This is a genomic window from Streptomyces sp. NPDC002785, assembly GCF_040295565.1.
Taxonomy (GTDB): Bacteria; Actinomycetota; Actinomycetes; order Streptomycetales; family Streptomycetaceae; genus Streptomyces.
On the sequence record NZ_JBEOVN010000028.1, the window covers coordinates 26,402 to 51,351 of the forward strand.

Genomic DNA, 24,950 nt, shown 5'->3' on the forward strand with positions numbered 1-24,950 from the left:
TGGGAGGGGTGGCGTCGGCCGTCCCTCCCACACATCTCAGCCGGTGGAACCGTTGCTGGCCAGCGCGTCGGAGAGTTCCTTCGCGGCCATCTGCAGAATCGGCACGATCCGCTCCGTTGCCGCGTCCGTCAGCCGGCCCGCCGGGCCGGAGATCGAAATCGCGGCCGAGGTGGGGGAGTTGGGTACGGAGACCGCCAGGCAGCGCACCCCGATCTCCTGCTCATTGTCGTCGACCGCGTAGCCGACCCTGCGGACCTGCTCCAGGGCGTCGATGAAGCCGTCAGGGGTGGTGATCGTCTTCTCGGTGGCGGCCGGCATTCCGGTACGGGTGAGCAGTGCTCGTACCTCCTCCGGGGGGGTGTGCGCCAGCAGTGCCTTGCCGACCCCCGTGGAGTGGGGGAGCACCCGGCGGCCCACCTCGGTGAACATGCGCATCGAGTGCTTGGACGGCACCTGCGCCACGTACACGACCTCGTCCCCGTCGAGCAGCGCCATGTTCGCGGTCTCGCCGGTCTCCTCGACCAGGCGCGCGAGATACGGGCGGGCCCAGGTGCCCAGCAGCCGGGACGCGGACTCGCCGAGCCGGATCAGACGCGGGCCGAGCGCATAGCGCCGGTTCGGCTGCTGGCGCACATATCCGCAAAGCACCAGCGTGCGCATCAGGCGATGAATGGTCGGCAGCGGAAGTCCGCTGCTCGCGGAGAGTTCGCTCAGCCCGACCTCGCCCCCGGCATCGGCCATCCGCTCCAGCAGATCGAAGGCGCGCTCAAGGGACTGCACACCACCGCTGGAAGCGGCGGGCTTGGAGTCGGATGTGCTGGCGTGGGACGGCGGCACGTCAACGGTCCTTTCGAGGCGGAGCGGAAGAGCGGGTGCCCCGCCCGGCGAGGCACCCAGCAGCCTACCGGGCGGTTCCCGATCGGCCCACTGCTCCGGTTACGGCGTCCTGGCCGGTCAGAGCCTGTTTGTCCCGGTGCCTGCAATCGGCGGGGAAGTTCTGTGGCTCCGCATTGCTTCCGCGTTACGTTCCACTCTACGAAATCGTTCTTTTACGTTGTGAAAATCTTCAGCCGCAGGTGTGGGTGGTTCACCGGCCGACCGGCGAGGAGAGTGGGGTCTTGACGGGCCTGAATCCCGAGTGAAAACTCCTTCAACAGTTCGTTGAATTTGCCGGTGGTCGAAAATCCGAAGTGAGGAGCACGGGTGTCCGGTGCGGACGTGAATCTGGTACTGCGCTCGACGCGCGTCGTCACCCCGGACGGGACGCGCCCCGCAGCGGTCGTCGTCGCAGACGGGACAATCGAAGCCGTCCTGCCGTACGACACCGAGGTGCCGGCCGGTGCCCGGTCGCAGGACTTCGGTGACGACGTCCTGCTGCCCGGACTCGTCGACACCCATGTCCATGTGAACGACCCCGGCCGCACCGAGTGGGAAGGCTTCTTCACCGCCACCCGCGCCGCCGCGGCGGGCGGCATCACCACCCTGCTCGACATGCCCCTCAACTCCCTCCCGCCGACCACCACCGTCGGCCATCTGCGCACCAAGCAGCAGGTGGCCGCCCCCAAGGCGCACATCGACACCGGATTCTGGGGCGGAGCGATCCCGTCCAACGCCAAGGACCTGCGCCCGCTGTACGAGGCCGGGGTGTTCGGCTTCAAGTGCTTCCTCTCGCCCTCCGGCGTCGACGAGTTCCCGGAGCTCGACCAGGAACAGCTGGCCAGGTCCATGGCCGAGATCGCCGGCTTCGGCGGGCTGCTGATCGTGCACGCGGAGGACCCGCGCCATCTGGCCTCCGCACCGCAGCGCAGCGGGCCCGCGTACGCCGACTTCCTCGCCTCCCGGCCCCGTGGCGCCGAGAGCGCCGCGATCGAGGGACTCATCGCGCACGCCAGGCGGCTGAACGCCCGGGTTCACGTGCTGCACCTTTCCTCCGGCGACGCGCTGCCGATGATCGCCGCCGCCAAGCGCGAGGGCGTACGGATCACCGTCGAGTCCTGTCCGCACTTCCTCACCCTCACTGCCGAGGAAGTACCGGACGGTGCGACGGAGTTCAAGTGCTGCCCGCCGATCCGGGAGGCCGCCAACCAGGACGCGCTGTGGGACGGGCTGGCCGACGGGACGATCGACTGCGTCGTCTCCGACCACTCGCCGTGCACCAGCGAGCTCAAGACGCCGGACTTCGCCTCGGCCTGGGGCGGCATCTCCTCCCTCCAACTGGGGCTCCCCGCCATCTGGACCGAGGCCCGCAAGCGCGGCCACTCGCTCGACGACGTCGTCCGCTGGATGTCGGCCGCCCCCGCCGAACTGGCCGGGCTCACCCACAAGGGCGCCATCGAGGCCGGCCGCGACGCCGACTTCGCCGTCCTCGCCCCGGACGAGACCTTCACCGTCGACCCCGCCGAACTCTTCCACCGCAACCAGGTCACCGCCTATGCCGGAAGGACCCTGCACGGAGTCGTGAGATCGACCTGGCTTCGCGGCGTACGGATCGCGGCGGACGGCGTCGTCGCCGAACCCACCGGACGCCTTCTTGAAAGGAACCGCTGACCATGGCGGCGACAGCCCGCTTCATCCGAAGGGCAACTCGGCAGGCTGGGCGAGCCTTTCCGTCCGCGACGGGGAGAGCGGCGACTGGATCGAGGTATTGCCCCGGACACGGCTGCAGCCGGACACGAACCACCGCTTCGTCCTGCCGGAGGCGGTGCGGGCCACGCGCATCCGGATCGGCATCTTCCCCGACGGCGGCATCTCCCGGCTGCGGGTGTTCGGCTCACCGGCGGAGGAGGGTGCCACACGAATGGCCGAGCGCCTCCGTGTGGGGGCGACCAGGGCGCCGGACGGGCCGGGGTTCGGCCCATCCGGCGTCACCGGGTGTGCCCGATCAATCCGTATCCAAGGCATATGGGACCCTAGGGCCATGATCTTCATCGCCGTCAAATTCACCGTCCACAGCGCCGACCGCGACAACTGGCTCCCGGCCGTCGAGGACTTCACGCTCGCCACCCGGAAGGAGCCCGGCAATGTGTTCTTCGAGTGGTCGTACAGCGTCGAGAACCCGGATCAGTTCGTCCTGCTGGAGGCCTTCGCCTCCCCCGAGGCAGGGGAGGCCCATGTGAAGTCGCAGCACTTCGCGGCGGCGATGGACACGATGGCGGGTCTCGTCGCCGAGACTCCGGAGATCATCAACGTCGAGGTGCCGGGCGAGGGCTGGTCCCGGATGGCGGAGCTCACCCCGCGCCCGCGGTGACCCGGACATCGGTGGCTGGGAGGCGGCTTCGGTATCCGGGCCCGGCTGCCCTGGTCGCCCTGACCGCAGGGCGGACCGGAGTGGCCGCGAGGGTCCCGGCGCGTGTGGCCCCTCGGGCCTGGACGGGTTGACGGCGGGGAGGGACTGCGGACCCGTCCCGATGCTCCGGAGATCATCGTCCTGACGACGTTCCACGCCGACGAACAGGTGCTGCAGGCCATCCGCGCCGGAGCCGCCGGCTTTGTCCTGAAGGACACCCCTCCGGCTCAGATCGTCGACTCGGTGCGGCGGGTGGCGGCCGGTGATCCGGTGCTGTCGCCGGCGGTGACCCGCAGGCTGATGGCCCGCGCCGCCGGGACCGGGTCCGGAAGCGGCCGGGTCGACAGGGTGGACCGGGCGCGGCAGCGGATCGCCCCGCTCGCCGACCGGGAACGCGAGGTCGCGATCGCCGTCGGACGTGGCCGCTCCAACGCCGAGATCGCCGCCACGCTCTATCTGAGCGTGGCGACCGTGAAGACGCAGGTGTCCCGGATCCTGGCCAGATTCGATTTCAACAACCGTGTCCAGATCGCGCTGTTGGTGCACGACGCGGGCCTGCTCGACGACGACGGCGCCGGCCCGGCGGCATAGGCTGAACCCGTCGATCGCACGCGATCGAGCCGATCAGACCGGGAGGGGCGATCCCATGTCCGATGCCAGTAACCACGTCGATGTCGATCTGCGCGGGGTCAAGGACTTCACCGCGAATCCCTATCCGTACTACAAAAAACTGCGCGCCGCAGGTCCCGTGCACACCATCCGTACCGACGAATTCGAGCGGATCTGGCTCGTGGTGGGATACGACGAGGGCCGCGCGGCTCTCGCCGACCAGCGGTTCGGCAAGGAGTGGCCGGGGCTGGTGGTCCGGCGCGAGGGGGACGACCCGATCTTCGCCAACATGCTGGAGCTGGACGCACCTCATCACACCCGGCTGCGCAAGCTCGTCACCAGGGAGTTCACCGCACGCCGGGTCGAGGCCCTGCGCCCGCGCGTCCAGCAGATCACCGATGAACTCCTGGATGCGATGGTGCCCGCCGGGCGCGCCGATCTCGTGGACGCGCTCGCCTTCCCGCTGCCGATGACCGTCATCTGCGAACTGATCGGTGTATCGGACCTGGACCGGAACACCTTCCGCGCACTGTCGAACGGGGTCGTCACCCCGACCACGCCGGAGCAGGAGAGCGAGGCGGTGGCCGCCATGGGGGCGTACCTCGCCGAACTCATCGAGGACAAACGGTGCTCGCCCGGTGACGACTTGATGAGCGCGCTTGTCAGGTCACGCGACGAGGAGGGGGACGGGCTGTCGCCCGACGAGCTCGTGGGCATGGCCTTCCTGCTGCTCGTCGCCGGCCATGAGACCACGGTCAACCTGATCTCCAACGGCGTACGGGCCTTGTTCCACCACCCGGAACAACTGGCCGCACTCCGCGCGGACTTCGGCCTGATCGACGGCGCGGTCGAGGAGATGCTGCGCTACGACGGACCGGTGGAGACCGCCACGTTCCGCTTCTCCCGCGAACCGGTCGAGATCGGGCAGAAGGTCATTCCGGCGGGCGAGCCGGTTCTGATCTCCCTGGCGGGCGCCGACCGCGACCCCGGCCGCTACCCGGAACCGGAACGCTTCGACATCCGCCGCGACGCCCAGGGCCATCTGGCTTTCGGGCACGGCATGCACTTCTGCCTGGGTGCGCCGTTGGCCCGGATGGAGGGCCGGATCGCGATCCGTACGCTGCTGGAGCGGTGCCCCGCTCTCGCACTGGACGCGGACGCCGGGGAGCCTGACTGGCTCCCGGGGATGCTGATCCGTGGGGTCCGCGAGCTGCCCGTCCGCTGGTGAGGTAAGAAGTTCTGTCATGACCGGACTTGATTTGCAGATGGCGCAGCAGGTCCTCGACAGCCAGCCGTTCAGCGGGCTCGTCGGGGCGCGGATCACCGCCTTCGGGGACGGCGCCGCCACACTCGAAGTGGACATCCGTCAGGAACTCCAGCAGCAGAACGGCTTTCTGCACGGCGGAGTCCTGGCCTACGCCGCCGACAACTCGATCACCTTCGCCGCCGGGACGACCCTCGGCCCGGCCGTGCTGACCGGCGGTTTCTCCATCCAGTACATACGGCCCGCCACCGGCCGCACGCTCATCGCCCACGCCGATGTCGTGCACACCGGCCGCCGTCAGGCCGTGGTCCGCTGCGAGCTGTTCGCCGCGGGGGAGGACGGGGCGAAGGCCCTCTGCGCGGTCGCCCAGGGGACCGTACTGTCCGCCACACCGTCCTGAAGTACCTTGACCGCGCCCCGGCGGCCGGGGCGCGGCAGTTCATCCCGCGGCGCGAGCGCCGGACCGGGCGGCTGCTGCGTCGGCGACCTCCGCGATCTCCACGGGGCGCCGCTCCCGGCGGGACACCTCGCACGCCTCCGCGATCAGCAGCGCGTGCCAGGCTTCCCGCCCGTCGCACGGATTGGGCAGTTCGCCCCGCACCACCCGTACGAACGCGTCCAGTTCCGCCTCGTACGCGGGGGTGAACCGCTCCAGGAAGCCCGGCCAGGGGCTGAGCGGTGCGGCGGGGCCCTGCGGCTCTGCCGAGGTGACCGGCGTACGGTCGTCCAGGCCGACCGTGATCTGGTCCAGTTCGCCCGCCAGTTCCATCCGTACGTCGTAACCGGCGCCGTTGCAGCGGGTGGCCGTCGCCGTGGCCAGGGTGCCGTCGTCGAGGGTCAGCAGGGCCGCCGCCGTGTCGACGTCGCCGGCCGCCCGGAACATCTCGGGCCCGGCATCCGATCCGGTGGCGTACACCTCGGTCACCTCACGGCCCGTCACCCACCGCAGCATGTCGAAGTCATGGACCAGACAGTCCCGGTACAGCCCCCCGGAGAGCGGCAGATACGCGACGGGCGGCGGTGCGGGGTCCATGGTCATCGCCCGTACGGTGTGCAGCCTGCCCAACTGCCCTGCCCGCACGGCGGCGCGCGCCGCCGTGTACCCCGCGTCGAATCTGCGCATGAAGCCCAGTTGGAGGACGCTCCCCGCCCGGTCGACCTCGCACAGCGCGCTCAGTGTCCCCGGCAGGTCCAGCGCGATCGGCTTCTCGCAGAACGCGGGCAGTCCCGCCTGTGCGGCCTGTCTGATCAGTTCCGCGTGCGCCGAGGTGGCCGAGGCGATCACCACGGCGTCCACCCCCGCGCCGAACACCTCGGCGGCGCTGTCCGCGGCCGTCGCGCCGATGCGGTCCGCGACCTCGGCCGCCCGCGCCCGGTCGGTGTCCGTCACCACCAGGGTGTCCACGTCGCAATGGCGGGCCAGCACGCCCGCGTGGAAGGAACCGATCCGGCCGGTGCCGATGAGTCCGATACGCATGGACCCAACGTGCCGCCCACCGACTGCGCTGTCAACTATATGTCCTGACAAATTGAGGATGTTCGGTATTCATGCTGTCCGGACAATAGAACGACCTGACTACCGGAGGTTCCGACGTGGGGATACCCTCCACGCGTGCCCAAACCCACCACCGACCCCGCCGCACTTGAACTCGGCGTGGACCGCTCCAGCCCGGTTCCCCTGTACTACCAGCTGGCCCAGCAACTGGAAGCGGCCATCGAGCAGGGCCGGCTCGCCCCCGGCAGCCTTCTCGGCAACGAGATCGAACTCGCGGCCCGGCTCGGCCTGTCCCGGCCCACCGTCCGCCAGGCCATCCAATCACTGGTCGACAAGGGGCTGATGGTCCGGCGCCGCGGCGTCGGTACCCAGGTCGTGCACAGCAGGGTCAGGCGCCCGCTCGAACTGAGCAGCCTCTACGACGACCTGGAGGCCGCGGGCGGGCACCCCACGACCCGTGTCCTGCGCAACACCGTCGAGCCCGCCGACGCCTCGGTCGCCGACGCACTCGGAGTCGCGGAGGGCACCGACGTACACCTCGTCGAGCGGCTGCGGTACGCGCACGACGAGCCGCTGGCGCTCCTGCGCAACCACCTGCCCCTCGGGCTCATCGACCTGGACACCGAACGGCTGGAAACCACCGGCCTCTACCGGATGATGCGCAGCGCGGGCATCACCCTGCACAGCGCCCGCCAGACCGTCGGCGCCCGGCTCGCCACCGCCGCCGAGGCGGCCGGACTCGCCGAGGCCGAGGGGGCCGCGCTGCTGACGATGGAGCGCACCACCTTCGACGACACCGGGCGGGCGGTGGAGTTCGGCTCCCACATTTACCGGGCCTCGCGCTACTCCTTCGATTTCCAGCTGCTCGTACGGTGACGACGGGCATGTGGCCCCGTTGACGTCTGGTGTGCCCACCGCTAAAACTCCCCCCAGCCGCACTGGGGCGGCCGGGAGAGAAGGCGGACCCACCATGCGTACCCCTCGCAAGGCAGCAACCCTGATCACCGTCGCCGCCATGGGCATCGGTCTCACCGTCACCGGATGCAGCAGCTCCGGCGGCAAGAGCGCCGAGGAGAAGCCCCAGGGCGCAAGCGGCAGCGGGGGCAAGGCGGCATCCACCCCCCGGATGAAGATCGCGATGGTCACGCACTCCGGGGAGGGCGACACCTTCTGGGACATCGTGCAGAGCGGCGCGAAACAGGCGGCGGCCAAGGACAACGTCGAGTTCCTGTACTCGGCGAACAAGGAGGGCAAGGAACAGGCCCAGCTCGTCCAGGCCGCCATCGACCAGAAGGTCGACGGCATCGTTGTCACCCTCGCCAAGCCGGAAGCGGTCAAGGACGTCGTCGCCAAGGCCGTGAAGGCCGGCATACCTGTCGTAACCATCAACTCGGGCGCGCGGTTCTCCAAGGAGATCGGCGCGCTCGGGCATATCGGGCAGGACGAGAGGGTCGCGGGTGAGGCCGTCGGCGAGGAGCTCGACGCGCGGGGCCGTAAGAAGGCCGTCTGCGTCATCCACGAGCAGGGCAATGTGTCGCTGGAGGAGCGCTGCGCAGGGGTGCGGAAGACCTTCAGCGGCACCGTCGAGAACCTCAACGTGGAGGGCACCAACATGCCCGCCTCCACTTCCTCGATCGAGGCGAAGCTTCAGGCCGACAAGGGCATCGACGCGATCGTCACGCTCGGCGCCCCCTTCGCAGCCGCCTCGGTCAAGGCCAAGGAGGGCTCGGACAGCCGGGCGGAGGTCGACACGTTCGATCTGAACGCCGAGGTCGTCAAGCGGCTGAAGGCGCAGGAGGTCGGCTTCGCCGTCGACCAGCAGCCCTACCTCCAGGGCTATCTCGCCGTCGACGAACTGTGGCTGAACAAGACCAACGGAAACGTCATCGGCGGCGGAAAGCCGGTGCTCACCGGCCCGGCGATCGTCACCGCCGACGACGTGCCGCAGCTGGAGGAATACACCGCGCGCGGCACCCGATGACCGCCCCGCGCGCCGCTGTGCACACCCGGTGCCGGCACACGTGCCCCGCCCCTGCCGGGTGGCGCCGTCGGCGGCTCGGGGATACTTGGCCAGCCGGGCAGGGTGCGATCCGTCCCCGGCCCCACCAAGCAGCACAGCGAGCAGCACAAGAAGGGCACGGCGTCGTGGCAAGGGTTCGGACAGGGGTACGTGCGATGGGCGTCGTGCTTGCGGCGGTGCTCGGGGCTTCCCTCGTGGGATGCAGCAGCACCGGCGGCAAGCGGGCGGAGGAGCGCGCGGCCAGGGCCGCAGCCGAAGGCCGGTCCGCGGTGAACACGCCCCGCTGGACCTTCGCCATGGTCACCCACTCGGGCGACGGCGACACCTTCTGGGACATCGTCCAGCGGGGCGCCGAGCAGGCGGCCGTCAAGGACAACATCAAGTTCCTGTACTCGCACAACGACGAGGCGCAGCAGCAGGCCCAGCTCGTCCAGGCCGCCATCGACAAGAAGGTCGACGGGCTGATCGTCACACTCGCCAAGCCCGACGCGATGAAGGACGTCGTCGCCAAGGCCACCAAGGCCGGTATCCCGGTGATCACGGTGAACTCGGGCTCCGCGGAGTCCAAGCAGTTCGGCGCGCTCACCCATATCGGCCAGGACGAGTCGATCGCGGGTGAGGCCGTCGGCGAGGAGCTCAACGCGCGGGGCCGCAAGAAGGCCCTGTGCATCCTGCACGAGCAGGGCAATGTAGGCCACGAGCAGCGCTGCGCCGGAGCGAAGAAGACGTTCGACGGGCAGATGCAGAACCTGTACGTCGAAGGCACCAACATGCCCGACGTTCAGGCGTCCATCGAGGCCAAGCTCCAGGCCGACAAGAACATCGACGCGGTCGTCACCCTCGGGGCGCCGTTCGCGGACGCCGCCGTCAAGGCGAAGAAGACCGCGGGCAGCAAGGCCGAGATCGACACCTTCGACCTGAACGCCAAGGTCGCCACGGCCCTCCAGGACAAGACCCTCGGCTTCGCGGTCGACCAGCAGCCCTACCTCCAGGGGTACGAGGCCGTGGACCTGCTCTGGCTGTACCGATTCAACCGCAATGTGCTCGGCGGTGGACGCCCGGTCCTCACCGGCCCGCAGATCATCACCTCGAAGGACGCCGCCGAGCTTGCGGAATACACGAAGCGGGGGACCCGATGAGCACGGTTGCAGGGCCATCCGCCCCGGCCGGGGCCGACGAGCGGCTGCTGCGCACCTCGCCGCTGCGCAAACTGCTCGGCCGCCCCGAGCTCGGCTCGGTGGTCGGTGCCGCGGCCGTCTTCATCTTCTTCTCGATCGTCGCCGACAGCTTCCTGCGCGCCTCCAGCTTCGGCACGGTGCTGTACGCGGCCTCCACCATCGGGATCATGGCCGCGCCCGTGGCGCTGCTGATGATCGGCGGCGAGTTCGACCTCTCCGCCGGCGTGCTGGTCACCAGCTCCGCGCTGATCTCGTCGATGTTCAGCTATCAGATGACGGCCAACGTCTGGGTCGGCGTCTTTGTGTCGCTGCTGGTCACGCTGGCCATCGGGGCGTTCAACGGCTTCATGCTGACTCGTACCAAACTGCCGAGCTTCATCATCACGCTCGGTACGTTCCTGATGCTGACCGGCCTCAATCTGGGCTTCACCAAGCTGATCAGCGGGACCGTGTCGACGAAGTCCATCAGTGACATGGAGGGCTTCGGCTCGGCCCGTCAGGTCTTCGCCTCGCAGTGGACCATCGGCGGCGTCGAGCTCAAGGTCACCATTCTGTGGTGGGCCGCGCTCGTCGCGATCGCCACCTGGATCCTTATCCGCACCCGCTTCGGCAACTGGATCTTCGCGGTCGGCGGCGAGGCCGACGCGGCCCGCGCGGTCGGCGTCCCGGTGATCCGTACCAAGATCGGGCTCTACCTCGGGGTCGCCTTCGCCGCCTGGGTCTCCGGGCAGCATCTGCTGTTCTCGTTCGACGTGGTGCAGTCCGGCGAGGGCGTCGGCAACGAGCTGATCTACATCATCGCGGCCGTCATCGGCGGCTGTCTGATCACCGGCGGCTACGGCTCCGCGATCGGCTCCGCGGTCGGTGCCTTCATCTTCGGTATGACCAGCAAGGGCATCGTGTACGCGGAGTGGAACCCGGACTGGTTCAAGTTCTTCCTCGGAGCCATGCTGCTCCTGGCCACCCTGCTCAACGCATGGGTACGCAAGCGCGCGGAGGCGACGAAATGACGGCCCCCCAGGCACCGGCCGACCGGGAGACGTCCCACCGGGCGCTCGTCGAGCTGGATCACGTCAGCAAGTTCTACGGCAACATCAAGGCCCTGACGGACGTCTCGCTGGAGGTGCACGCGGGGGAGATCTCCTGCGTCCTCGGTGACAACGGCGCCGGCAAGTCCACCCTGATCAAGATCATCGCGGGACTGCACCGGCATGACGCGGGGACCTTCCTCATCGAGGGCGAGGAGACCACCCTCGCCAACCCGCGCGACGCCCTGGACCGCGGCATCGCCACGGTCTACCAGGACCTGGCCGTCGTCGCCCTGATGCCGGTCTGGCGGAACTTCTTCCTCGGCTCCGAGCCGACCACCGGCGCGGGCCCCTTCAAGCGCCTCGATGTGCGGCTGATGCGCGAGACGACCCGCTCCGAGCTGCTGCGCATGGGCATCGACCTGCGCGATGTCGACCAGCCGATCGGCACGCTCTCCGGCGGCGAGCGCCAGTGCGTCGCCATCGCGCGGGCCGTCTACTTCGGCGCCAAGGTCCTCGTCCTGGACGAGCCCACCGCCGCGCTCGGCGTCAAGCAGTCCGGGGTCGTCCTCAAGTACGTCGCGGCAGCCCGCGACGCGGGTCTCGGCGTGGTCCTCATCACGCACAACCCGCACCATGCGTATCTCGTCGGTGACCGGTTCGTCCTGCTCAAGCGGGGCGCCATGTCCGGCAGCCACACCAAGGCGAGCATCACTCTGGACGAGTTGACCCGCCAGATGGCGGGCGGCAGCGAGCTGGAGGAGCTCAGCCACGAGCTGGAGCGGGCCCCGGGTCCGACTCATCTGGGTGGCCACCCGGTCGCCGACGGCCCCCAGTAGCCCGGGCCGATACCGGCCTTCGAGAACCGGGTGCGCCAGCCGCGGTGCCTTGGCAGTGGCAGAATCGAGCCCGACGGGCGCAGTCCGCCGCCGGGAGCACCGCCTCCGGCCCCCCAGACCCCGCAGGGACGATGAGCACGTACCGCGACTTCACACACCGCGGCTCCGCCCGCGCCACCGTCCTGCGGACCGTGGGCACCCGGGAGCGGCGCTCGCACCTCACGGCGCCGCGGGTACCCACGGTCGGCATCGACATCGGGGGTACGAAGGTGATGGCCGGCGTCGTCGACGCCGACGGCAACATCCTGGAGCAGCTGCGCACCGAGACGCCGGACAAGTCCAAGAGCCCCCAGGTCGTCGAGGACACCATCGTCGAGCTGGTCCTGGACCTCTCAGACCGGCACGATGTGCACGCCGTCGGCATCGGGGCGGCCGGCTGGGTCGATGCGGACCGCTCCAAGGTGCTCTTCGCCCCGCACCTCGCCTGGCGCGACGAACCGCTGCGCGACGCCCTCGCCTCCCGCCTCGTCGTCCCCGTCATGGTCGACAACGACGCCAACACCGCCGCCTGGGCGGAGTGGCGCTTCGGAGCGGGCCGCGGCGAGGACCATCTCGTCATGATCACGCTCGGTACTGGTATCGGCGGCGCGATCCTGGAGGACGGTCAGGTCAAGCGCGGCAAGTACGGCGTCGCCGGTGAGTTCGGCCACATGCAGGTGGTGCCCGGCGGGCACCGCTGCCCCTGCGGGAACCGCGGCTGCTGGGAGCAGTACAGCTCCGGCAATGCCCTGGTCCGCGAGGCCAAGGAGCTGGCCGCGGCCGATTCCCCGGTGGCGCACGGCATCATCGAGCGGGTCAAGGGGAACATCCCCGACATCACCGGGCCCCTGATCACCGAACTGGCCCGCGAGGGCGACGCGATGTGCGTCGAGCTCCTCCAGGACATCGGCCAGTGGCTCGGCGTCGGCATCGCCAATCTGGCCGCCGCGCTCGACCCCTCCTGCTTCGTCATCGGAGGCGGCGTCAGCGCCGCCGACGACCTGCTGATCGGCCCCGCCAGGGACGCCTTCAAACGCCACCTCACCGGCCGTGGCTACCGCCCCGAGGCCCGGATCGCAAAGGCGCAGCTCGGCCCGGAGGCAGGCATGGTCGGCGCCGCAGACCTGGCCCGGCTGGTGGCCCGCAGGTTCCGCCGTACCAACCGTCGCCGCGTCGAGCGGTACGAGCGGTACGCGCAGATCTACGACCAGGCCGCGAGCACCATCCGTAACACGCGCAACACTCGCACCTCCTAGGGATCTCCAGAGAAATGACCGCAGCCGAGCACCCCGTCCTGCCGCGCCAGTCCTCGCCGCCCGACGACGACAAGCCGCCGCAGGACCGGCGCCGGGTGATCCGCCGCCGCCTGATCACGGCGACGATCATCGTGCTGCTCATCGGCATTCCGGCCGGCTATCTGCTGATCTCCGCGGGGCAGAGCCGCCGCTCCGGCCAGAACAAGGAGGCCGAGGCCTCCGCACAGGGGCTCAGGGAGGGCTGGCCGTCCCGGATGCAGCGCCGGATCTTCGAGCTGCCGATGCCAGGCAACGCCCTGGACATGCAGTACTACGAGACCAACAACTGGAAGGCCAGCCGGCTGTACGTGGAGTTCCGCACCACGTCCGCCGGGCTCGACCGGTTCCTGAGCCGGCTGGGCAGCGGTCGCGCCGCCCTGGAGACCGGCAAGGTCAGCATCGGCGACCGCGACCAGAAGATCTCGGGCTGGAGCTTCGGCCCCGGGGGCGAGTGGGCGGGCACCACGCACACCAACAAGGACCCGCGGCCCACCCAGGACATCACCGTGAACATGTCCGATCCGATGAACCCTGTCGTATATGTCGTATCTGCGGCGACCCCCTGACCGGAAGCCGACAGACCGCGCTGGAGCAAGTGAGCGACGCCGGCGACATGAATACCCCGCATCCCGCACAGGCCCCGCAGCCCGCACCGCAAGGACTGCCAGTACCCGTCGCACCACAAACAGTCGGCGAACCAGGGGCAGCCGGCCGAGCCCGCGGCACCCGTGCCTCCCGCACAGATCCCGGCTGCGGCCCAGGCCCTGCCCGTGCACACCCTGCGGTACCGAGTAGTGGGTGGGATTCGCCGGTTTGCAGCATCAGGAAGTACCGGCGCAGGATGTTGGTGCGGTGCTCGCGTCCGGTCCACGTCCCTCGCCGGATGCGGAATCTTTTGTAGGCGTCGGGATCGAGCGTGGGCGAGTCGGGTGAGCACGGCCGGGCGGGAGCGGAGTCGGGGTCCCAGCACACGGACTGTGAGCTGGGGCCGGATGGCTCTGGTGACACCTGTTCGGCACCATGCTGCGGCCGGGATCGGGCTTTCCTGGGCGAGGACGGACGGCGCGAGCACGCGGCCGCGCGATTGAAGGGTGCCGTTTCCGCCTTTTCATCCGGGTACTTGTCCACGGACTCGCACCACTCACACGAAAATCCCAGGACACCGGGGTCGGCGCCCCCGGCGTCGGCTGCGGAGAGATCACCGCCGGTCTGTCCTGGGCCGGGTTCGAGCAGGGGAGAGACGCTGTGCGGGCGACCTTTACGCTGGGGCGGATCGCGGGGGTCCGGATCGGGGTCCACTGGAGCGTGCTGTTCATCTTCGGTATCATCGCGTTCGGCCTCGCGCAGAGCCGTCTCCCCCAGGTGTATCCGGGCCATGCCCCGGTGGTCTACTGGCTGGCGGGCCTCGGAGCTGCCGTAGTCTTCTTCGCCTCTCTGCTCGCCCACGAATTGGCGCACGCCGTGGTGGCGCGGCGCAACGGGGTGGTCGTGGACGACATTGTGCTGTGGCTGCTGGGCGGGGTCGCCCGGCTGAAGTCGGAGGCTTCGAGCCCGGGGGCGGAACTGCGGATCGCGGGTGTCGGTCCACTGGTCAGCCTTCTGCTGGGCGGGCTCTTCGTGCTGGGCACCTGGCTGCTCACCCTGGCGTCCGCGCCCGGACTCCTGGTTGAGGTGGTGGCCTGGCTTGCGGGCATCAACCTATTGCTCGCCGTCTTCAACGCCCTTCCCGCTGCTCCGCTCGACGGTGGGCGGCTGTTGCGCGCCTTCCTGTGGTGGCGTACGGGAGACCGGCTGCGGGCGACCGCCGGGGCCACCACGGCGGGACGCGTCCTTGGCTGCCTGCTCGTCGTGCTGGGGCTTGTGGTGTTCATGAGGGGCGGCGGGTTCGGCGGGCTCTGGCTGGCCCTGATCGGCTGGTTCCTCATCGCGGTCGCCAGCGCTGAGGGACGGCAGGCGCAGATGCGCGGTGTGCTTGCCGGCGTCCCGGTGCGTGACGTCATGACAAGGGATCCGCTCACGGTGCCCGCAGCCCTGACGGTCGCGGACCTGCTGGCCGACCCGCTGTACCGGTACCGGCACTCGGCTTTCCCGGTGACCGGTGTGGACGGGGCATTGGTCGGGCTGGTGACGCTGGACGGTGCCAGGCAGGTGCCGCTTGAGAAGAGCGGGGCGGTGACGGTGGGTGAGGTGATGGTGCCGCTGTCGCGGACCACCGTCGCGGGTCCGGACGACTCAGTGGCGGATCTGCTGCCCCGCATAGAGCCCGGCGCCGAGCACCGCGTCCTGGTGATGGACGAGGGCAGACTCATCGGGATCCTGTCGCTGTCGGACATCAGCCGTACGGTGACCTGGCTGACGAACGCCGCCCCGAGGCGGTAGGAAGTCGACCGAGAAGCTCCCGGCCAGCTGGTCCGGCGGGTGCCGGGACCCCTTCCCATGAGAAATTGTGAGATATGGGAGCGTGAGCGGGTGAGTGAGACGACGACTGAAACCCTGCAATACCGCTTTGACGGGCCAGAAGAAGCGCCGACCCTGGTGATCGGCCCCTCCCTCAGTACTGCATGGCACAGGTTGTAGATCGTGTCTTGTGTGGTCCGGATGGTTCAAGTGAGTCGCGTAAGCGCAGGTCAGGTACCTGTGGTCCAGGTGCGTCGACGCTGTTGGTGAGAGGCATGTGAGAGGTGGCGTACCCGCGTCGGCCGGAGCCGACGGCCGACACCGTCACCACCGCGATCGGAATCTTGCCCCCGCCGGGGCCCGCCGACCTCGTCGGCACCATCGGCGGGGCCGTCCTCGACGCCCTGAACCCCGAGGCCCACCTGCACCCCAAGGGGCAGACCAGAATGGCGGCCCTCATCTCCGCGGCCGCCGCCGGGGCGCAACTGGTTGTCGAGACCCACAGCGACCACGTCCTCAATGGCGTTCGCCTTGCCGTCAAACGGGGGGACTTGCAGCCGTCCCATGCTGGGCGTAGGAGGTGGGTTGGTGCTGCTGGTGAGCCGGTTGTTCTTGTCGTAGTAAGGAGGTGACCGTCTTGTTCGCGGCGTCGGTGATCTTGGCGCCGACGAGTCACCCCACACGGGGCGCCGCCTGAACGTAGGGGTGCCCCCTACGTCAACTACCGTGATAAACATATGACGTGATCTTGGGGGCGGTGTCGGGCTTATCCCGGTCGCCAGTAATTGAGTACACGGAAATTTAGGGAAAGAATCGTCGGCACATGGGTGAACAGCGAGAAAACAGCGCATGGATGCGCCGATTCCACCCAGCTCCGGAGAGTGGCGTCCGACTATTGTGTCTGCCGCACGCCGGAGGCTCCGCGCCCTTCTACTTCCCGATGTCCAAGTCGCTCTCCCCGGCTGTTGACGTCCTGTGCCTCCAGTACCCCGGACGTCAGGACCGGCGGCTGGACCCGGGCATCGACAACATCCCGGACTACGCGGACGCCATCGCCGCCGAGTTGAAGCCCTGGCTCGATATGCCGACGGCATTCTTCGGCCACAGCATGGGCGCCGTCCTCGCATACGAGGTGGCGCTGCGCCTGGAGCGTGACGGGCTTCCCGGCCCGATCGCCCTGTTCGCGTCCGGCCGCCGCGCACCGTCCCGTTACCGCGAAGAGAACGTGCACCGCCGCGACGACGACGGCATCGTGAAGGAGATGCAGCTTCTGAGCGGCACCGACTCCCGCATCCTCGGCGACGAGGAGATCCTGCGGATGGTGCTGCCGGCGATCCGCAGCGACTACACGGCCATTGAGACCTATCGCTCCGATGCCGGAGCCGCGGTGCGTGCCCCGATCACGGTCTTCACCGGCGACAACGACCCCAGGACAAGTCTCGAAGAGGCCGAGGCGTGGCGCGCCCACACCACCGGCGAATTCGACATCCAGGTTTTCCCTGGCGGTCATTTCTTCTTGGCCAACCACTCGGAGAAGATCATTGAGATCATCTCCACGAGGATCTCTGCGGTCGGCCGGCAGCAGTCCTGACCGGACCGCGAATTCACAATCAACGTACCATTCCTGCGGTCCGGCGTGACTTCCGGACCGCAGGTCAGGGTTTTTGGGGACGAACTCACCTTGCCTGCCAAACTTTTCGAACGTGATAGTCATCTCGCGACGCTGAACGACATGCTGTGCAGCGCGAAACAGGGGAGGGGGCGGCTGGCGCTCATCAGCGGCGCCGTCGCCAGCGGAAAGACCGACCTGCTCGACAGGTTCGCGGAGCGGACCCTGTCCAGCGACGCGCTGTTACTGGAGACCGCCGGATCCCGATCGGAGCGCGAACTGCCCTTCGGGCTGTTGAAGAAGGTGTTCGACAACGCCACGATGTCGCCCCAGGCCCGTGCCGAGGCGATCGCGCTGCTGGACGGCGCGGACACCGACGAGGAGAGCGACGCCCCCGCCCGGCTGCGCACGATGTCCCGCGTCTCCTCGGTTCTCCTGCAACTGGCCGAGGGCCGCCCGCTCGTCATCACGGTCGACGATGTGCACTGGGGTGACAGGCACTCCCTCCAGTTCCTGCTCCACCTGGCCCGCCGGGTACGTCAGGCCAAGGTGCTGGTGGTGCTCACCGAGTCCACCCGGCTGCGCCAGGAACAGCTGGTGTTCCACGCCGAGTTGCTCCGTCAACCCAACTGCGGCCAGCTGCGGCTTCACATGCTCACCGAGGCGGGCGTCGCGCGCGTACTCAACGCCTATGTCTCCAGCACCGTCGCCGCCCGGCTGGCCCCCGAGTGCCACCGGCTCACGGGCGGCAACCCGCTGCTGCTGCGCGCTCTCATGGAGGACTGGCGGGCCGACGGCGAACACGGCGAATCCCTGCAACGGCCCGTCCCCGGTGAGGCGTACGCCCAGGCTGTGCACGGCTGCCTGCACCGTGGCGTCCCCGATGTGCTGACCATCGCCCAGGGCATCGCGGTCCTGGGCGATGCCGACTGCCCGGTGCTGCTGAGCGAACTGCTTGGCCTCAACACCGGCGCCGTCGAGCAGGGCGTACAGGACCTGCACCAGAGCGCGCTGCTGGAAGGCGGAGCCTTCCGCAGCCCTGCCACGCGCACCGCCGTGCTCGACGCCATCCCCGCCGTCACCCTCGCCACACTGCACCGGCGCGCCGCCCGGCTGCTCCACAGCGACGGCGCCGCCGTGCTCGAAGTCGCCCGGCACCTGGTCGCCGCCCGATGGGATGTCGAGCGCTGGGCCGTGCCCGTGCTGCGTGAGGCGGCCGAGTACGCGCTCGCAGAAGAGGACCCGGAATTCGCGCTGCGCTGCCTGGAACTCGCCCATGCCGCCTGCCAGGACGGGCCTGCGCGGGCCGCCCTGAAGACCCGTCTGGTCAGCGTCGCCTGGCGGCTGGGCCCGATGTCGGCCGAGGTTCACCTCCCGCAGCTCGTCGCCGAGTTGGAAGCCGGCCGTGTCGCCTCCCGCGACCTGGCGCTGTCCGTCTCGTACCTCCTCTGGTCCGGCCGCCTGGAGCAGGCGGCGCACGCCGTCGCCCGGTTGTCCGCCGCCGAGCGGACCGCCTCGGGTGGGTCGGACACCTCCGGCGGCGAGGATGTGCGGGGCGCGGCCCTGGCTGCCACCGCACAGTGGCTGACCGCGGTCAGCCCGCCGCTGCGCTCCCGCATCCCCACCGTCGGCGTCGCGGCCCAGGCGACCGCCACCGGCCCGCGCGACCTGACGGGCGAGGCGTACGCGCAGTCCGCGGCCTCCTTGACCGCCGTCCTCAGCGGAGGCCAGGCGCACCGCGCGGTGATCGAGGCCGAACGTGTCCTCCAGCGCTACCACCTGTCCGACAACGCCCTGCAGCCGCTGGCGTTCGCCCTGATGGCCCTCGTCTACGCCGAACGGATCGACCTCGCCCAGACCTGGTGCGAACGGCTGCTGGGCGAGTGCGCGGGCCGGCAGGTACCCACCTGGCAGGCGGTGCTGTCCGCCGTACGGGCCGAGATCGCGCTGCGGCAGGGCGATCTGACGGTCGCCACACACCAGGCGCGGAGCGCGCTCTCCCGGATATCCCCGGCTGGCTGGGGTGTGGCCATAGCCCTGCCACTGGCCACCTTGATCGAGGGCGAGACCGGCATGGGCCGCTACGACGAGGCCATGGCGCTGCTGGAACATCCGGTCCCCGACGGGCTGTTCCAGACCCTGCTGGGACTGCACTACCTGCGCGCCCGCGGGCGCTACCACCTGGCAACCGGCCGATTCCACGCCGCCCTTGGCGACTTCAATGCCTGTGGTGACCTGATGACCGCCTGGCGGGTGGACACCCCGCAGCTGGTGCCGTGGCGGCTGGACGCCGCCGAGGCATGGCTGGCCCTGGACGAGGCCGAGCGGGCGCACGCGCTCGCCGAGGAGCAGATGCGGCGCAGTCCGGGGAATCGGGGGCTGCGCGGTGCACTGCTGCTGATCCTGGCCCGGGGCGACGACCTCCGGCGCCGGCTTCCCCGCCTCAAGGAGGCCGTCGAGATCCTGGAGAACGGCGACGACCGGCTTCAGCTCGCGTGTGCGCTCGGCGAACTCGGCCGCGGTTACCGCGCGTTGGGTGACTTCAACCGCGCGCGGGTGCTGGTGCGCAAGGCGTGGCACGTCGCCAAGGCGTGCGGGGCGGAGCCGCTGTGCCGCCAGCTCATCCCCAGCCATGGGGACGGGGCAGAGGCGGCTGCCCCGGCCGGGCAGGCAGGCGGCGACGCCGCTCAGCCGGAGGTCGACGCGCTCACGGAGGCGGAGGCACGGGTCGCGCTCCTGGCCGCGCACGGCAATACGAACCGGGAGATCGCTTCCAAGCTGTGCGTCACCGTGAGCACGGTGGAGCAGCATCTCACCCGGATCTATCGGAAGTTGAAGGTGAAGCGGCGGCGAGACCTGCCTGCGAAGCTTGCGGACAGCAGCCTCGCCGGGATCGCCTGACAGTTCGACCCATGGGTGAGCCCTGAGGCTGTGGGTTGCGTCCGGCCCGCCGTCCCAGGGCCCCACCGTCCTGTGTCTCCCCGCCGCGGGGCTCAAAAGAGGCCGGACAAGCCCCTTTTGAGCCTCCGTTCGGCCGAGGGAGCGTGCCTCAGGACAGCAGGCCGCGCTCCATCGCTGTCATGACCGCCGCCGTGCGGTCGGATACGCCCAGTTTCTTGAACGAGCGCAGCAGATGTGTCTTGACGGTGGCCTCGCCGATGAAGAGGCGGGTGCCGATCTCGGCGTTGGTCAGGCCCAGGCTGACGAGACCGAGGACTTCGCGTTCGCGGCCGGAGAGCGGGGAGGGCTCGACGACGCGGGGGCGGAAGAGCTTGCCCGCGAGGGACGGGGTGAGGACGGTCTCGCCGCGGGCGGCGGTGTGGACGGCGTCGACGAGCTCCTGGCGGGAGCTGCCCTTGAGGAGATACCCGGAGGCGCCAGCTTCGACCGCGCGGAGGATGTCGGTGTCGTCCTCGTAAGTGGTGACGATGACGATCTTGGTGCCGGGGCAGAGGCGCAGGATCTGGCCCGTGGCGGCCACGCCGTCCATGCCGCCCATGCGCAGGTCGAGCAGGGCGATGTCGGGGCGCAGAGCGGTGGCCTGGACGACGGCCTCCTCACCGGACCCGGCCTGACCGACGACGCTGATGCCTTCGGCGGACTCCAGCATGGCGCTCAGGCCCTCGCGTACCACCGGGTGGTCGTCGGCCAGCAGCACCCTGACCGTCGTTGTCTCAGTCACTGAACGCCTCCTGGCCGACCGCGCCCAGTGGGGCGGTCACTTCGATCGTGGTGCCCCGGCCGGGGCTGCTGCTTACGGTGGCCGACCCGTTGATCTCCATGGCCCTGGCCTGCATGCCGCGCAGCCCGTATCCGTCCTGGTCCCCGTCGGGGGTGAAGCCCTGGCCGTCGTCGCGGACGACGAGGCGGACGGTGTCCTCATCGTAGGCGACGATCACCTCGACCGTACGGGCCCGGGTGGCGTGCTTGCGCACGTTGGCGATGGCCTCCTGCACCGAGCGCAGCAGGACGACGCTGACGGCCATCGGCAGCGGCTTCTCGGAGCCCTCGACGGTGCAGCGCACATCCAGGCCGGTCTCGGCGACCAGGCCGTCCGCCTGCCTGCGCACGGCCTGCACCAGGGAACTGCCGCGCAGCGAGGGCGGGGTGAGAGCGGTGACGAAGTCCCGCGCCTCGGCGAGCGACTCCTTGGCCACCCGGCCGGCCAGCGCCAGATGGGCGCGGGCCAGATGGGGGGAGTGGTCCAGCTCCGAATCGACCGTCTGGACCAGGCCGATGATGCTGGTCAAGCCCTGGGCGATGGTGTCGTGGATCTCCCGCGCCAGCCGTTCGCGCTCGGCGGAGATCCCGGCCTCGTGGGAGAGCCTGGCCACCCGTTCCCGGCTGCGCTGGAGCTCCTCGATGAGTCCACCGCGCGCCTTGCTCTGGCGTACCACCCGCTTGATCCACATCCCGAGCAGTGTGGACAGCCCGATGCTCAGCAGCGCGATGGGCAGCACCTGGAGCACCCCCAGGCCCAGGTTCTCGCCGCGTACCCACACCACCAACACCGGCCAGAGATTGGCCACGATGACCAACGTGACCGCCTGCGGCATCGACAGGCTCATGATGAGCATGGGGACGACGGCGAACATCGCGAAGCAACCGGACAGGTTGAACGACGTGGCCACGGCGAACAGCAACAACAGGACACCCGCGAAGACCAGATTCCGCGGCCCGGCCGCGTCGCCGATCATCAGAGGCCGGCCGAGCCCCGCGTACCAGGGCACGATCAGGGTCAGCGCGCCGATGGCCACGGCAGGAGTGCCGGAGCTGATCAGCAGGGTGGCCGTGACGAGATAGGAAATTGCGAAGAAGCTGTCCCACAGACCGAACCAGCGGGTCCCGGACTCGGGTCCGTAATACGCGCCGGCCTGCGACGTGTCGTGCTGAGCCTGTGGAACGTCACGTCGAAAATAAGTGCGCACGCCCCTAGTCCTACCACGCGTGTCCACCGTGTCCACCGTCCGGTGGACAGCCGGAACCCACCGTTCAGTCGTCTCCGCGACCGGTGCCGCGGGCCTAGCGTAGGAACCCAGGACGCCGCCGAAGCGGCGCGCCACAGTCAAGAGCCGAGCCGCGCAGGAGACATTGCACATGAGCCAGTTGAGCCAGTTCGTCACCGCTCTCATCGCAAGCGGCACGATTCTGATCATTATCCTGGCCACCGATATCGGCCGCCGCCAGATCACCACCATGCGTATGGTGCGCTCAGTGCTCGCCGTTGCTGTCATCATCGCCATTTTCGTGCACTCGTTCCCCACCGTCGGGAACGACGTCTCGTTCCAGTGCGTGGGTATCGGAATCGGAGTGATCGCCGGTCTCATCGCCGGTGCGCTGCTGCCCGCCTACCGTCATGAGTCCGGTCAGATCTACACCATCGGGGGGATCGGCTATGCGCTGGTGTGGGTTGTACTTTCCAGTGGGCGCGTGCTCTTCGCCTACGGTGCCGAGCACTGGTTCACGGCGGATCTCGTCCGCTTCTCCATCGACTACAAGATCAGCGGACCGGACACCTACGCCAACGCGTTCGTCTTCATGTCCCTGGCCATGGTCCTGACCCGTACCGCCGTCCTGCTGACCAAGATGCGAAAGCTGCGTGTCACCGAGGCGGCGCAGAACGTGGTCCCGGAGTCGCAGAGCAACAGCGGCGCGGCGCTCTGATACGGGAGGGTGCTGGGGATCTCGGCCCGGCCGAGATCCCCAGCACCCTCCTCGCTGGACAACATGACATCTCATCAGCTCGGCAATCTGCCTTGACGTTAAGAACTTGGGTGAAGCAGCAGTGGAAAGCATGGAAGATGTGAGGCTCCGGCCGCCCCGGCACCGGGTGGGGAGCCGCGCGATCGGCTGGTGGACAGTGCAGTCGGCGCTGCTCGCCGTGCCGCTTCCGCTCACCTTCGGAATCCTGTGGGCCTCCATACCTCCCACTCGTGAATTCTTCATGTGGGCGACACTGATTTCGCTGCTGCCCGGCCTGATCTACACGGCCGTGATGCCGACCTGGCGCTACCGGGTGCACCGCTGGGAGGTCACCGACGAGGCGGTCTACGCGGCTTCCGGCTGGCTGTGGCAGCAGTGGCGCGTGGTCCCGCTGTCCCGGGTACAGACGGTGGACACCCTGCGTGGACCGGTCCAGCAGATGTTCGGTCTCTCCGGAGTCACCGTGACCACCGCCTCCGCCTCCGGCGCCGTGAAGATCAAGGGTATCGAGCACCAGGTCGCCGAGGACCTGGTGGAACATCTGACCCGATTCACCCAGGCCACCGCAGAGGACGCCACATGAGCGGCGAGAACGCCGTACGGCGGGCGGCGCACGCCGCTCCGCAGTGGGGTCGGCTCAACTCTCGGCTGATCCTGGTCAATCTGGCCGTCCTGGCCGCACCGGTGGCGATGTTCCTGGCGACCTTCCTGATCACCGGGAAGGCCAACCTCCAGGTACTGATCAGCCTCGGCTCCCTTTTCCTCACCTTCCTGGTCATCAGCGGCATCAGCCTGATGCGGCTGTTCACCACCCGCTACCGGGTCACCGACGACCTGGTGGAGCTGCAGTCGGGGCTCCTGTTCCGCAGCCGTCGCTCGATTCCGATCGACCGCATACGCAGTGTCGACCTGACCGCCAATCCGCTGCACCGGCTCTTCGGTCTCACCAAGCTCACCATCGGCACCGGCGAGCAGAGCGTCTCCGCGGGCCAGCGGCTGGCGCTGGACGGTATCGGCAGGGCGGACGCCGCCGAGCTGCGCCGGCAGCTGATCGAGCGCCGGGACGCCAGGCGCGGCCTGGCCACCGTCGCCGCGGACGACGGCCCGATCAGCGAACTGGACTGGTCCTGGCTGAGGTACGGCCCGCTGAGCGTCTGGGGCGTCGGCGGCGTCTTCATCGCCGTGGCCAGCGTCTACCGCACGCTGCGCGAGCTGAAGGTGGACCCGCTGGAGCTCGGGATCGTCAAGGATCTCCAGGACCGCTTCGGCTCGGTCCCGCTGTGGTACGGGATCCTGGTCGTCCTGGCCGTCGTGGTGGCCATCGGCATCGTCGGCTCCACCGCCACCTTCATCGAGAGCTGGTCCGGCTATCAACTGGCGTGCGAGGAAAGCGGAATGTTCCGCATCCGTCGCGGACTGTTCGTCACCCGCTCCGTCAGCATCGAGAAGCGGCGGCTGCGCGGCGTGGAGCTGGTCGAGCCGATCCCGCTGCGCTGGGCCAAGGCGGCCAAGCTCAACGCCATTGCCAGCGGCCTGGGCAACCGGGAGGACAACCGCAGGCGGAGCGTCCTGACCCCGCCCGTGCCCCGCGCCGAGGCCCGCCGAGTGGCCGCCGAGGTGCTGGGCGAGCACCTCTCGCTGACCGTCCGGGACGGGTTGATCCGGCACCCCCGGGCCGCCCTGCGGCGCCGGATCAACCAGGCACTGATCTGGTCGGTGCTGATCGCCGCCGTACCCTTCGGCCTCGGTCTGTGGTTCGGCCACGGACTGACGTCCGTCGGCTGGATCACCGGTGCGGTCCTGGTGCCGGTCCTGTCGGCCTTCGCGTACAACGCCTACCGGACCCTCGGCCACGGCATCCGCGGCGGCTATCTCCTGGCCAGCGCGGGGACGTTCGTGCACCGCACCGTCGCCCTCCAGCGGGACGGAATCATCGGCTGGAAGATCACCCGGACGCCTTTCCAGCGCCGCGCCGGGCTGTTCACCCTCGGTGCCGCCACGGCCGCCGGTGAAGGCGTCTACAAGGTCCGCGACGTCTCCACGGGCCAGGGCATCGCCCTCGCGGAGGAAGCGGTACCGCAGCTCCTCCTTCCGTTCCTGGAACGGGCACCCCGGTCCGCCCGTCGCGGCTGACCGACCACAGACCAACTGGCGATCCCCCGAGAGGTGGAGGGTCGGCCGAAAGGCC

Annotated in this window: 22 protein-coding genes and 2 pseudogenes; 20 read left to right on the forward strand and 4 right to left on the reverse strand. The window is 69.3% G+C overall.

All coding sequences use genetic code 11. The features are described 5' to 3' along the window. Window positions 1-36: 36 nt before the first annotated feature. Entirely contained in the window at window positions 37-837 is an 801-nt protein-coding gene (locus tag ABTZ94_RS10385) for an IclR family transcriptional regulator (RefSeq protein ID WP_351199475.1), read from the reverse strand. 366 nt (window positions 838-1,203) lie between these two features. Here ABTZ94_RS10385 and allB point away from each other — a divergent pair, with 366 nt between their 5' ends. The 6 genes and pseudogenes from allB (at window position 1,204) to ABTZ94_RS10415 (ending at window position 5,559) form a co-directional block, all read left to right on the forward strand. After that, the gene (allB, locus tag ABTZ94_RS10390) at window positions 1,204-2,547 is read left to right on the forward strand and encodes an allantoinase AllB (RefSeq protein ID WP_351199477.1); all 1,344 of its coding nucleotides are present in this window, start codon (window positions 1,204-1,206) and stop codon (window positions 2,545-2,547) included. Window positions 2,548-2,575: 28 nt separating this feature from the next. Next, window positions 2,576-2,809, forward strand: a pseudogene (locus ABTZ94_RS10395) (allantoicase); the annotation flags it as partial. Between the two features lie 108 nt (window positions 2,810-2,917). Beyond that, complete coding sequence (locus ABTZ94_RS10400; RefSeq protein ID WP_351199516.1) at window positions 2,918-3,247, forward strand: putative quinol monooxygenase; 330 nt, start codon at window positions 2,918-2,920, stop codon at window positions 3,245-3,247. Between the two features lie 118 nt (window positions 3,248-3,365). Further along, window positions 3,366-3,877 (forward strand): annotated as a pseudogene (locus ABTZ94_RS10405) (LuxR C-terminal-related transcriptional regulator); the annotation flags it as partial. Window positions 3,878-3,932: 55 nt separating this feature from the next. After that, the gene (locus tag ABTZ94_RS10410) at window positions 3,933-5,123 is read left to right on the forward strand and encodes a cytochrome P450 family protein (protein WP_351199479.1); all 1,191 of its coding nucleotides are present in this window, start codon (window positions 3,933-3,935) and stop codon (window positions 5,121-5,123) included. Window positions 5,124-5,139: 16 nt separating this feature from the next. Next, window positions 5,140-5,559 (forward strand): PaaI family thioesterase, encoded by a 420-nt coding sequence (locus tag ABTZ94_RS10415; protein ID WP_351199481.1) that lies wholly within the window; start codon window positions 5,140-5,142, stop codon window positions 5,557-5,559. A 39-nt stretch (window positions 5,560-5,598) separates the two neighbouring features. Here ABTZ94_RS10415 and ABTZ94_RS10420 read toward each other — a convergent pair whose 3' ends face one another. After that, window positions 5,599-6,636, reverse strand: a complete 1,038-nt coding sequence (locus ABTZ94_RS10420) for a Gfo/Idh/MocA family protein (protein ID WP_351199483.1) — start codon at window positions 6,634-6,636, stop codon at window positions 5,599-5,601. Between the two features lie 135 nt (window positions 6,637-6,771). On the opposite strand from ABTZ94_RS10420, the gene ABTZ94_RS10425 reads away from it, so the two are divergent. The 11 genes from ABTZ94_RS10425 (at window position 6,772) to ABTZ94_RS10480 (ending at window position 19,960) form a co-directional block, all read left to right on the forward strand. After that, window positions 6,772-7,530 carry a GntR family transcriptional regulator gene (locus ABTZ94_RS10425; protein WP_351199485.1) on the forward strand — a complete coding sequence of 253 codons (759 nt, stop codon included), beginning with the start codon at window positions 6,772-6,774 and terminating at the stop codon, window positions 7,528-7,530. A gap of 94 nt (window positions 7,531-7,624) precedes the next feature. Continuing rightward, entirely contained in the window at window positions 7,625-8,635 is a 1,011-nt protein-coding gene (locus ABTZ94_RS10430; protein ID WP_351199487.1) for a sugar ABC transporter substrate-binding protein, read from the forward strand. Window positions 8,636-8,799: 164 nt separating this feature from the next. Further along, a complete protein-coding gene (locus ABTZ94_RS10435) occupies window positions 8,800-9,813 on the forward strand; it encodes a sugar ABC transporter substrate-binding protein (protein ID WP_502967217.1) in 1,014 nt (337 codons plus the stop codon). Beyond that, window positions 9,810-10,862 carry an ABC transporter permease gene (locus ABTZ94_RS10440; RefSeq protein ID WP_351199490.1) on the forward strand — a complete coding sequence of 351 codons (1,053 nt, stop codon included), beginning with the start codon at window positions 9,810-9,812 and terminating at the stop codon, window positions 10,860-10,862. Before ABTZ94_RS10435 ends, ABTZ94_RS10440 begins: the two co-directional genes overlap by 4 nt. Then, window positions 10,859-11,719 carry an ATP-binding cassette domain-containing protein gene (locus tag ABTZ94_RS10445; RefSeq protein ID WP_351199492.1) on the forward strand — a complete coding sequence of 287 codons (861 nt, stop codon included), beginning with the start codon at window positions 10,859-10,861 and terminating at the stop codon, window positions 11,717-11,719. The genes ABTZ94_RS10440 and ABTZ94_RS10445 overlap by 4 nt, the downstream gene beginning before the upstream one ends. A gap of 131 nt (window positions 11,720-11,850) precedes the next feature. Further along, window positions 11,851-13,014: an ROK family glucokinase gene (locus ABTZ94_RS10450; protein WP_351199494.1), complete on the forward strand. Its 1,164-nt coding sequence runs from the start codon at window positions 11,851-11,853 to the stop codon at window positions 13,012-13,014. Window positions 13,015-13,028: 14 nt separating this feature from the next. Then, complete coding sequence (locus ABTZ94_RS10455) at window positions 13,029-13,619, forward strand: hypothetical protein (protein WP_351199496.1); 591 nt, start codon at window positions 13,029-13,031, stop codon at window positions 13,617-13,619. A 679-nt stretch (window positions 13,620-14,298) separates the two neighbouring features. Continuing rightward, window positions 14,299-15,432: a site-2 protease family protein gene (locus ABTZ94_RS10460; RefSeq protein ID WP_351199498.1), complete on the forward strand. Its 1,134-nt coding sequence runs from the start codon at window positions 14,299-14,301 to the stop codon at window positions 15,430-15,432. 302 nt (window positions 15,433-15,734) lie between these two features. Next, on the forward strand, window positions 15,735-16,082 hold the full coding sequence (locus ABTZ94_RS10470; RefSeq protein ID WP_351199500.1) for a hypothetical protein: 348 nt from the start codon (window positions 15,735-15,737) through the stop codon (window positions 16,080-16,082). Window positions 16,083-16,273: 191 nt separating this feature from the next. Continuing rightward, entirely contained in the window at window positions 16,274-17,041 is a 768-nt protein-coding gene (locus ABTZ94_RS10475) for a thioesterase II family protein (RefSeq protein ID WP_351199502.1), read from the forward strand. Between the two features lie 90 nt (window positions 17,042-17,131). Next, window positions 17,132-19,960: a helix-turn-helix transcriptional regulator gene (locus tag ABTZ94_RS10480; RefSeq protein ID WP_351199504.1), complete on the forward strand. Its 2,829-nt coding sequence runs from the start codon at window positions 17,132-17,134 to the stop codon at window positions 19,958-19,960. A 148-nt stretch (window positions 19,961-20,108) separates the two neighbouring features. Here ABTZ94_RS10480 and ABTZ94_RS10485 read toward each other — a convergent pair whose 3' ends face one another. Then, window positions 20,109-20,741, reverse strand: a complete 633-nt coding sequence (locus ABTZ94_RS10485) for a response regulator transcription factor (RefSeq protein WP_351199506.1) — start codon at window positions 20,739-20,741, stop codon at window positions 20,109-20,111. Beyond that, a complete protein-coding gene (locus tag ABTZ94_RS10490) occupies window positions 20,734-21,987 on the reverse strand; it encodes a sensor histidine kinase (RefSeq protein ID WP_351199508.1) in 1,254 nt (417 codons plus the stop codon). Before ABTZ94_RS10490 ends, ABTZ94_RS10485 begins: the two co-directional genes overlap by 8 nt. A 169-nt stretch (window positions 21,988-22,156) precedes the next feature. Here ABTZ94_RS10490 and ABTZ94_RS10495 point away from each other — a divergent pair, with 169 nt between their 5' ends. The 3 genes from ABTZ94_RS10495 to ABTZ94_RS10505 all read left to right on the forward strand — a co-directional run bounded on the left by ABTZ94_RS10495 (window position 22,157) and on the right by ABTZ94_RS10505 (window position 24,895). Beyond that, window positions 22,157-22,723 carry a hypothetical protein gene (locus tag ABTZ94_RS10495; RefSeq protein ID WP_351199510.1) on the forward strand — a complete coding sequence of 189 codons (567 nt, stop codon included), beginning with the start codon at window positions 22,157-22,159 and terminating at the stop codon, window positions 22,721-22,723. Between the two features lie 130 nt (window positions 22,724-22,853). Continuing rightward, window positions 22,854-23,345, forward strand: a complete 492-nt coding sequence (locus ABTZ94_RS10500) for a PH domain-containing protein (protein WP_502967218.1) — start codon at window positions 22,854-22,856, stop codon at window positions 23,343-23,345. Continuing rightward, window positions 23,342-24,895 (forward strand): PH domain-containing protein, encoded by a 1,554-nt coding sequence (locus ABTZ94_RS10505; protein WP_351199514.1) that lies wholly within the window; start codon window positions 23,342-23,344, stop codon window positions 24,893-24,895. Before ABTZ94_RS10500 ends, ABTZ94_RS10505 begins: the two co-directional genes overlap by 4 nt. Window positions 24,896-24,950: the final 55 nt, after the last annotated feature.

Coding starts and splice junctions, on each gene's coding strand:
- ABTZ94_RS10400 (WP_351199516.1), top strand. CDS start 2,918: ATGATCTTCATCGCCGTCAAATTCACCGTCCACAGCGCCGACCGCGAC.
- ABTZ94_RS10410 (WP_351199479.1), top strand. CDS start 3,933: ATGTCCGATGCCAGTAACCACGTCGATGTCGATCTGCGCGGGGTCAAG.
- ABTZ94_RS10415 (WP_351199481.1), top strand. CDS start 5,140: ATGACCGGACTTGATTTGCAGATGGCGCAGCAGGTCCTCGACAGCCAG.
- ABTZ94_RS10420 (WP_351199483.1), bottom strand. CDS start 6,636: ATGCGTATCGGACTCATCGGCACCGGCCGGATCGGTTCCTTCCACGCG.
- ABTZ94_RS10430 (WP_351199487.1), top strand. CDS start 7,625: ATGCGTACCCCTCGCAAGGCAGCAACCCTGATCACCGTCGCCGCCATG.
- ABTZ94_RS10440 (WP_351199490.1), top strand. CDS start 9,810: ATGAGCACGGTTGCAGGGCCATCCGCCCCGGCCGGGGCCGACGAGCGG.
- ABTZ94_RS10445 (WP_351199492.1), top strand. CDS start 10,859: ATGACGGCCCCCCAGGCACCGGCCGACCGGGAGACGTCCCACCGGGCG.
- ABTZ94_RS10450 (WP_351199494.1), top strand. CDS start 11,851: ATGAGCACGTACCGCGACTTCACACACCGCGGCTCCGCCCGCGCCACC.
- ABTZ94_RS10455 (WP_351199496.1), top strand. CDS start 13,029: ATGACCGCAGCCGAGCACCCCGTCCTGCCGCGCCAGTCCTCGCCGCCC.
- ABTZ94_RS10475 (WP_351199502.1), top strand. CDS start 16,274: ATGGGTGAACAGCGAGAAAACAGCGCATGGATGCGCCGATTCCACCCA.
- ABTZ94_RS10495 (WP_351199510.1), top strand. CDS start 22,157: ATGAGCCAGTTGAGCCAGTTCGTCACCGCTCTCATCGCAAGCGGCACG.
- ABTZ94_RS10500 (WP_502967218.1), top strand. CDS start 22,854: ATGGAAGATGTGAGGCTCCGGCCGCCCCGGCACCGGGTGGGGAGCCGC.
- ABTZ94_RS10505 (WP_351199514.1), top strand. CDS start 23,342: ATGAGCGGCGAGAACGCCGTACGGCGGGCGGCGCACGCCGCTCCGCAG.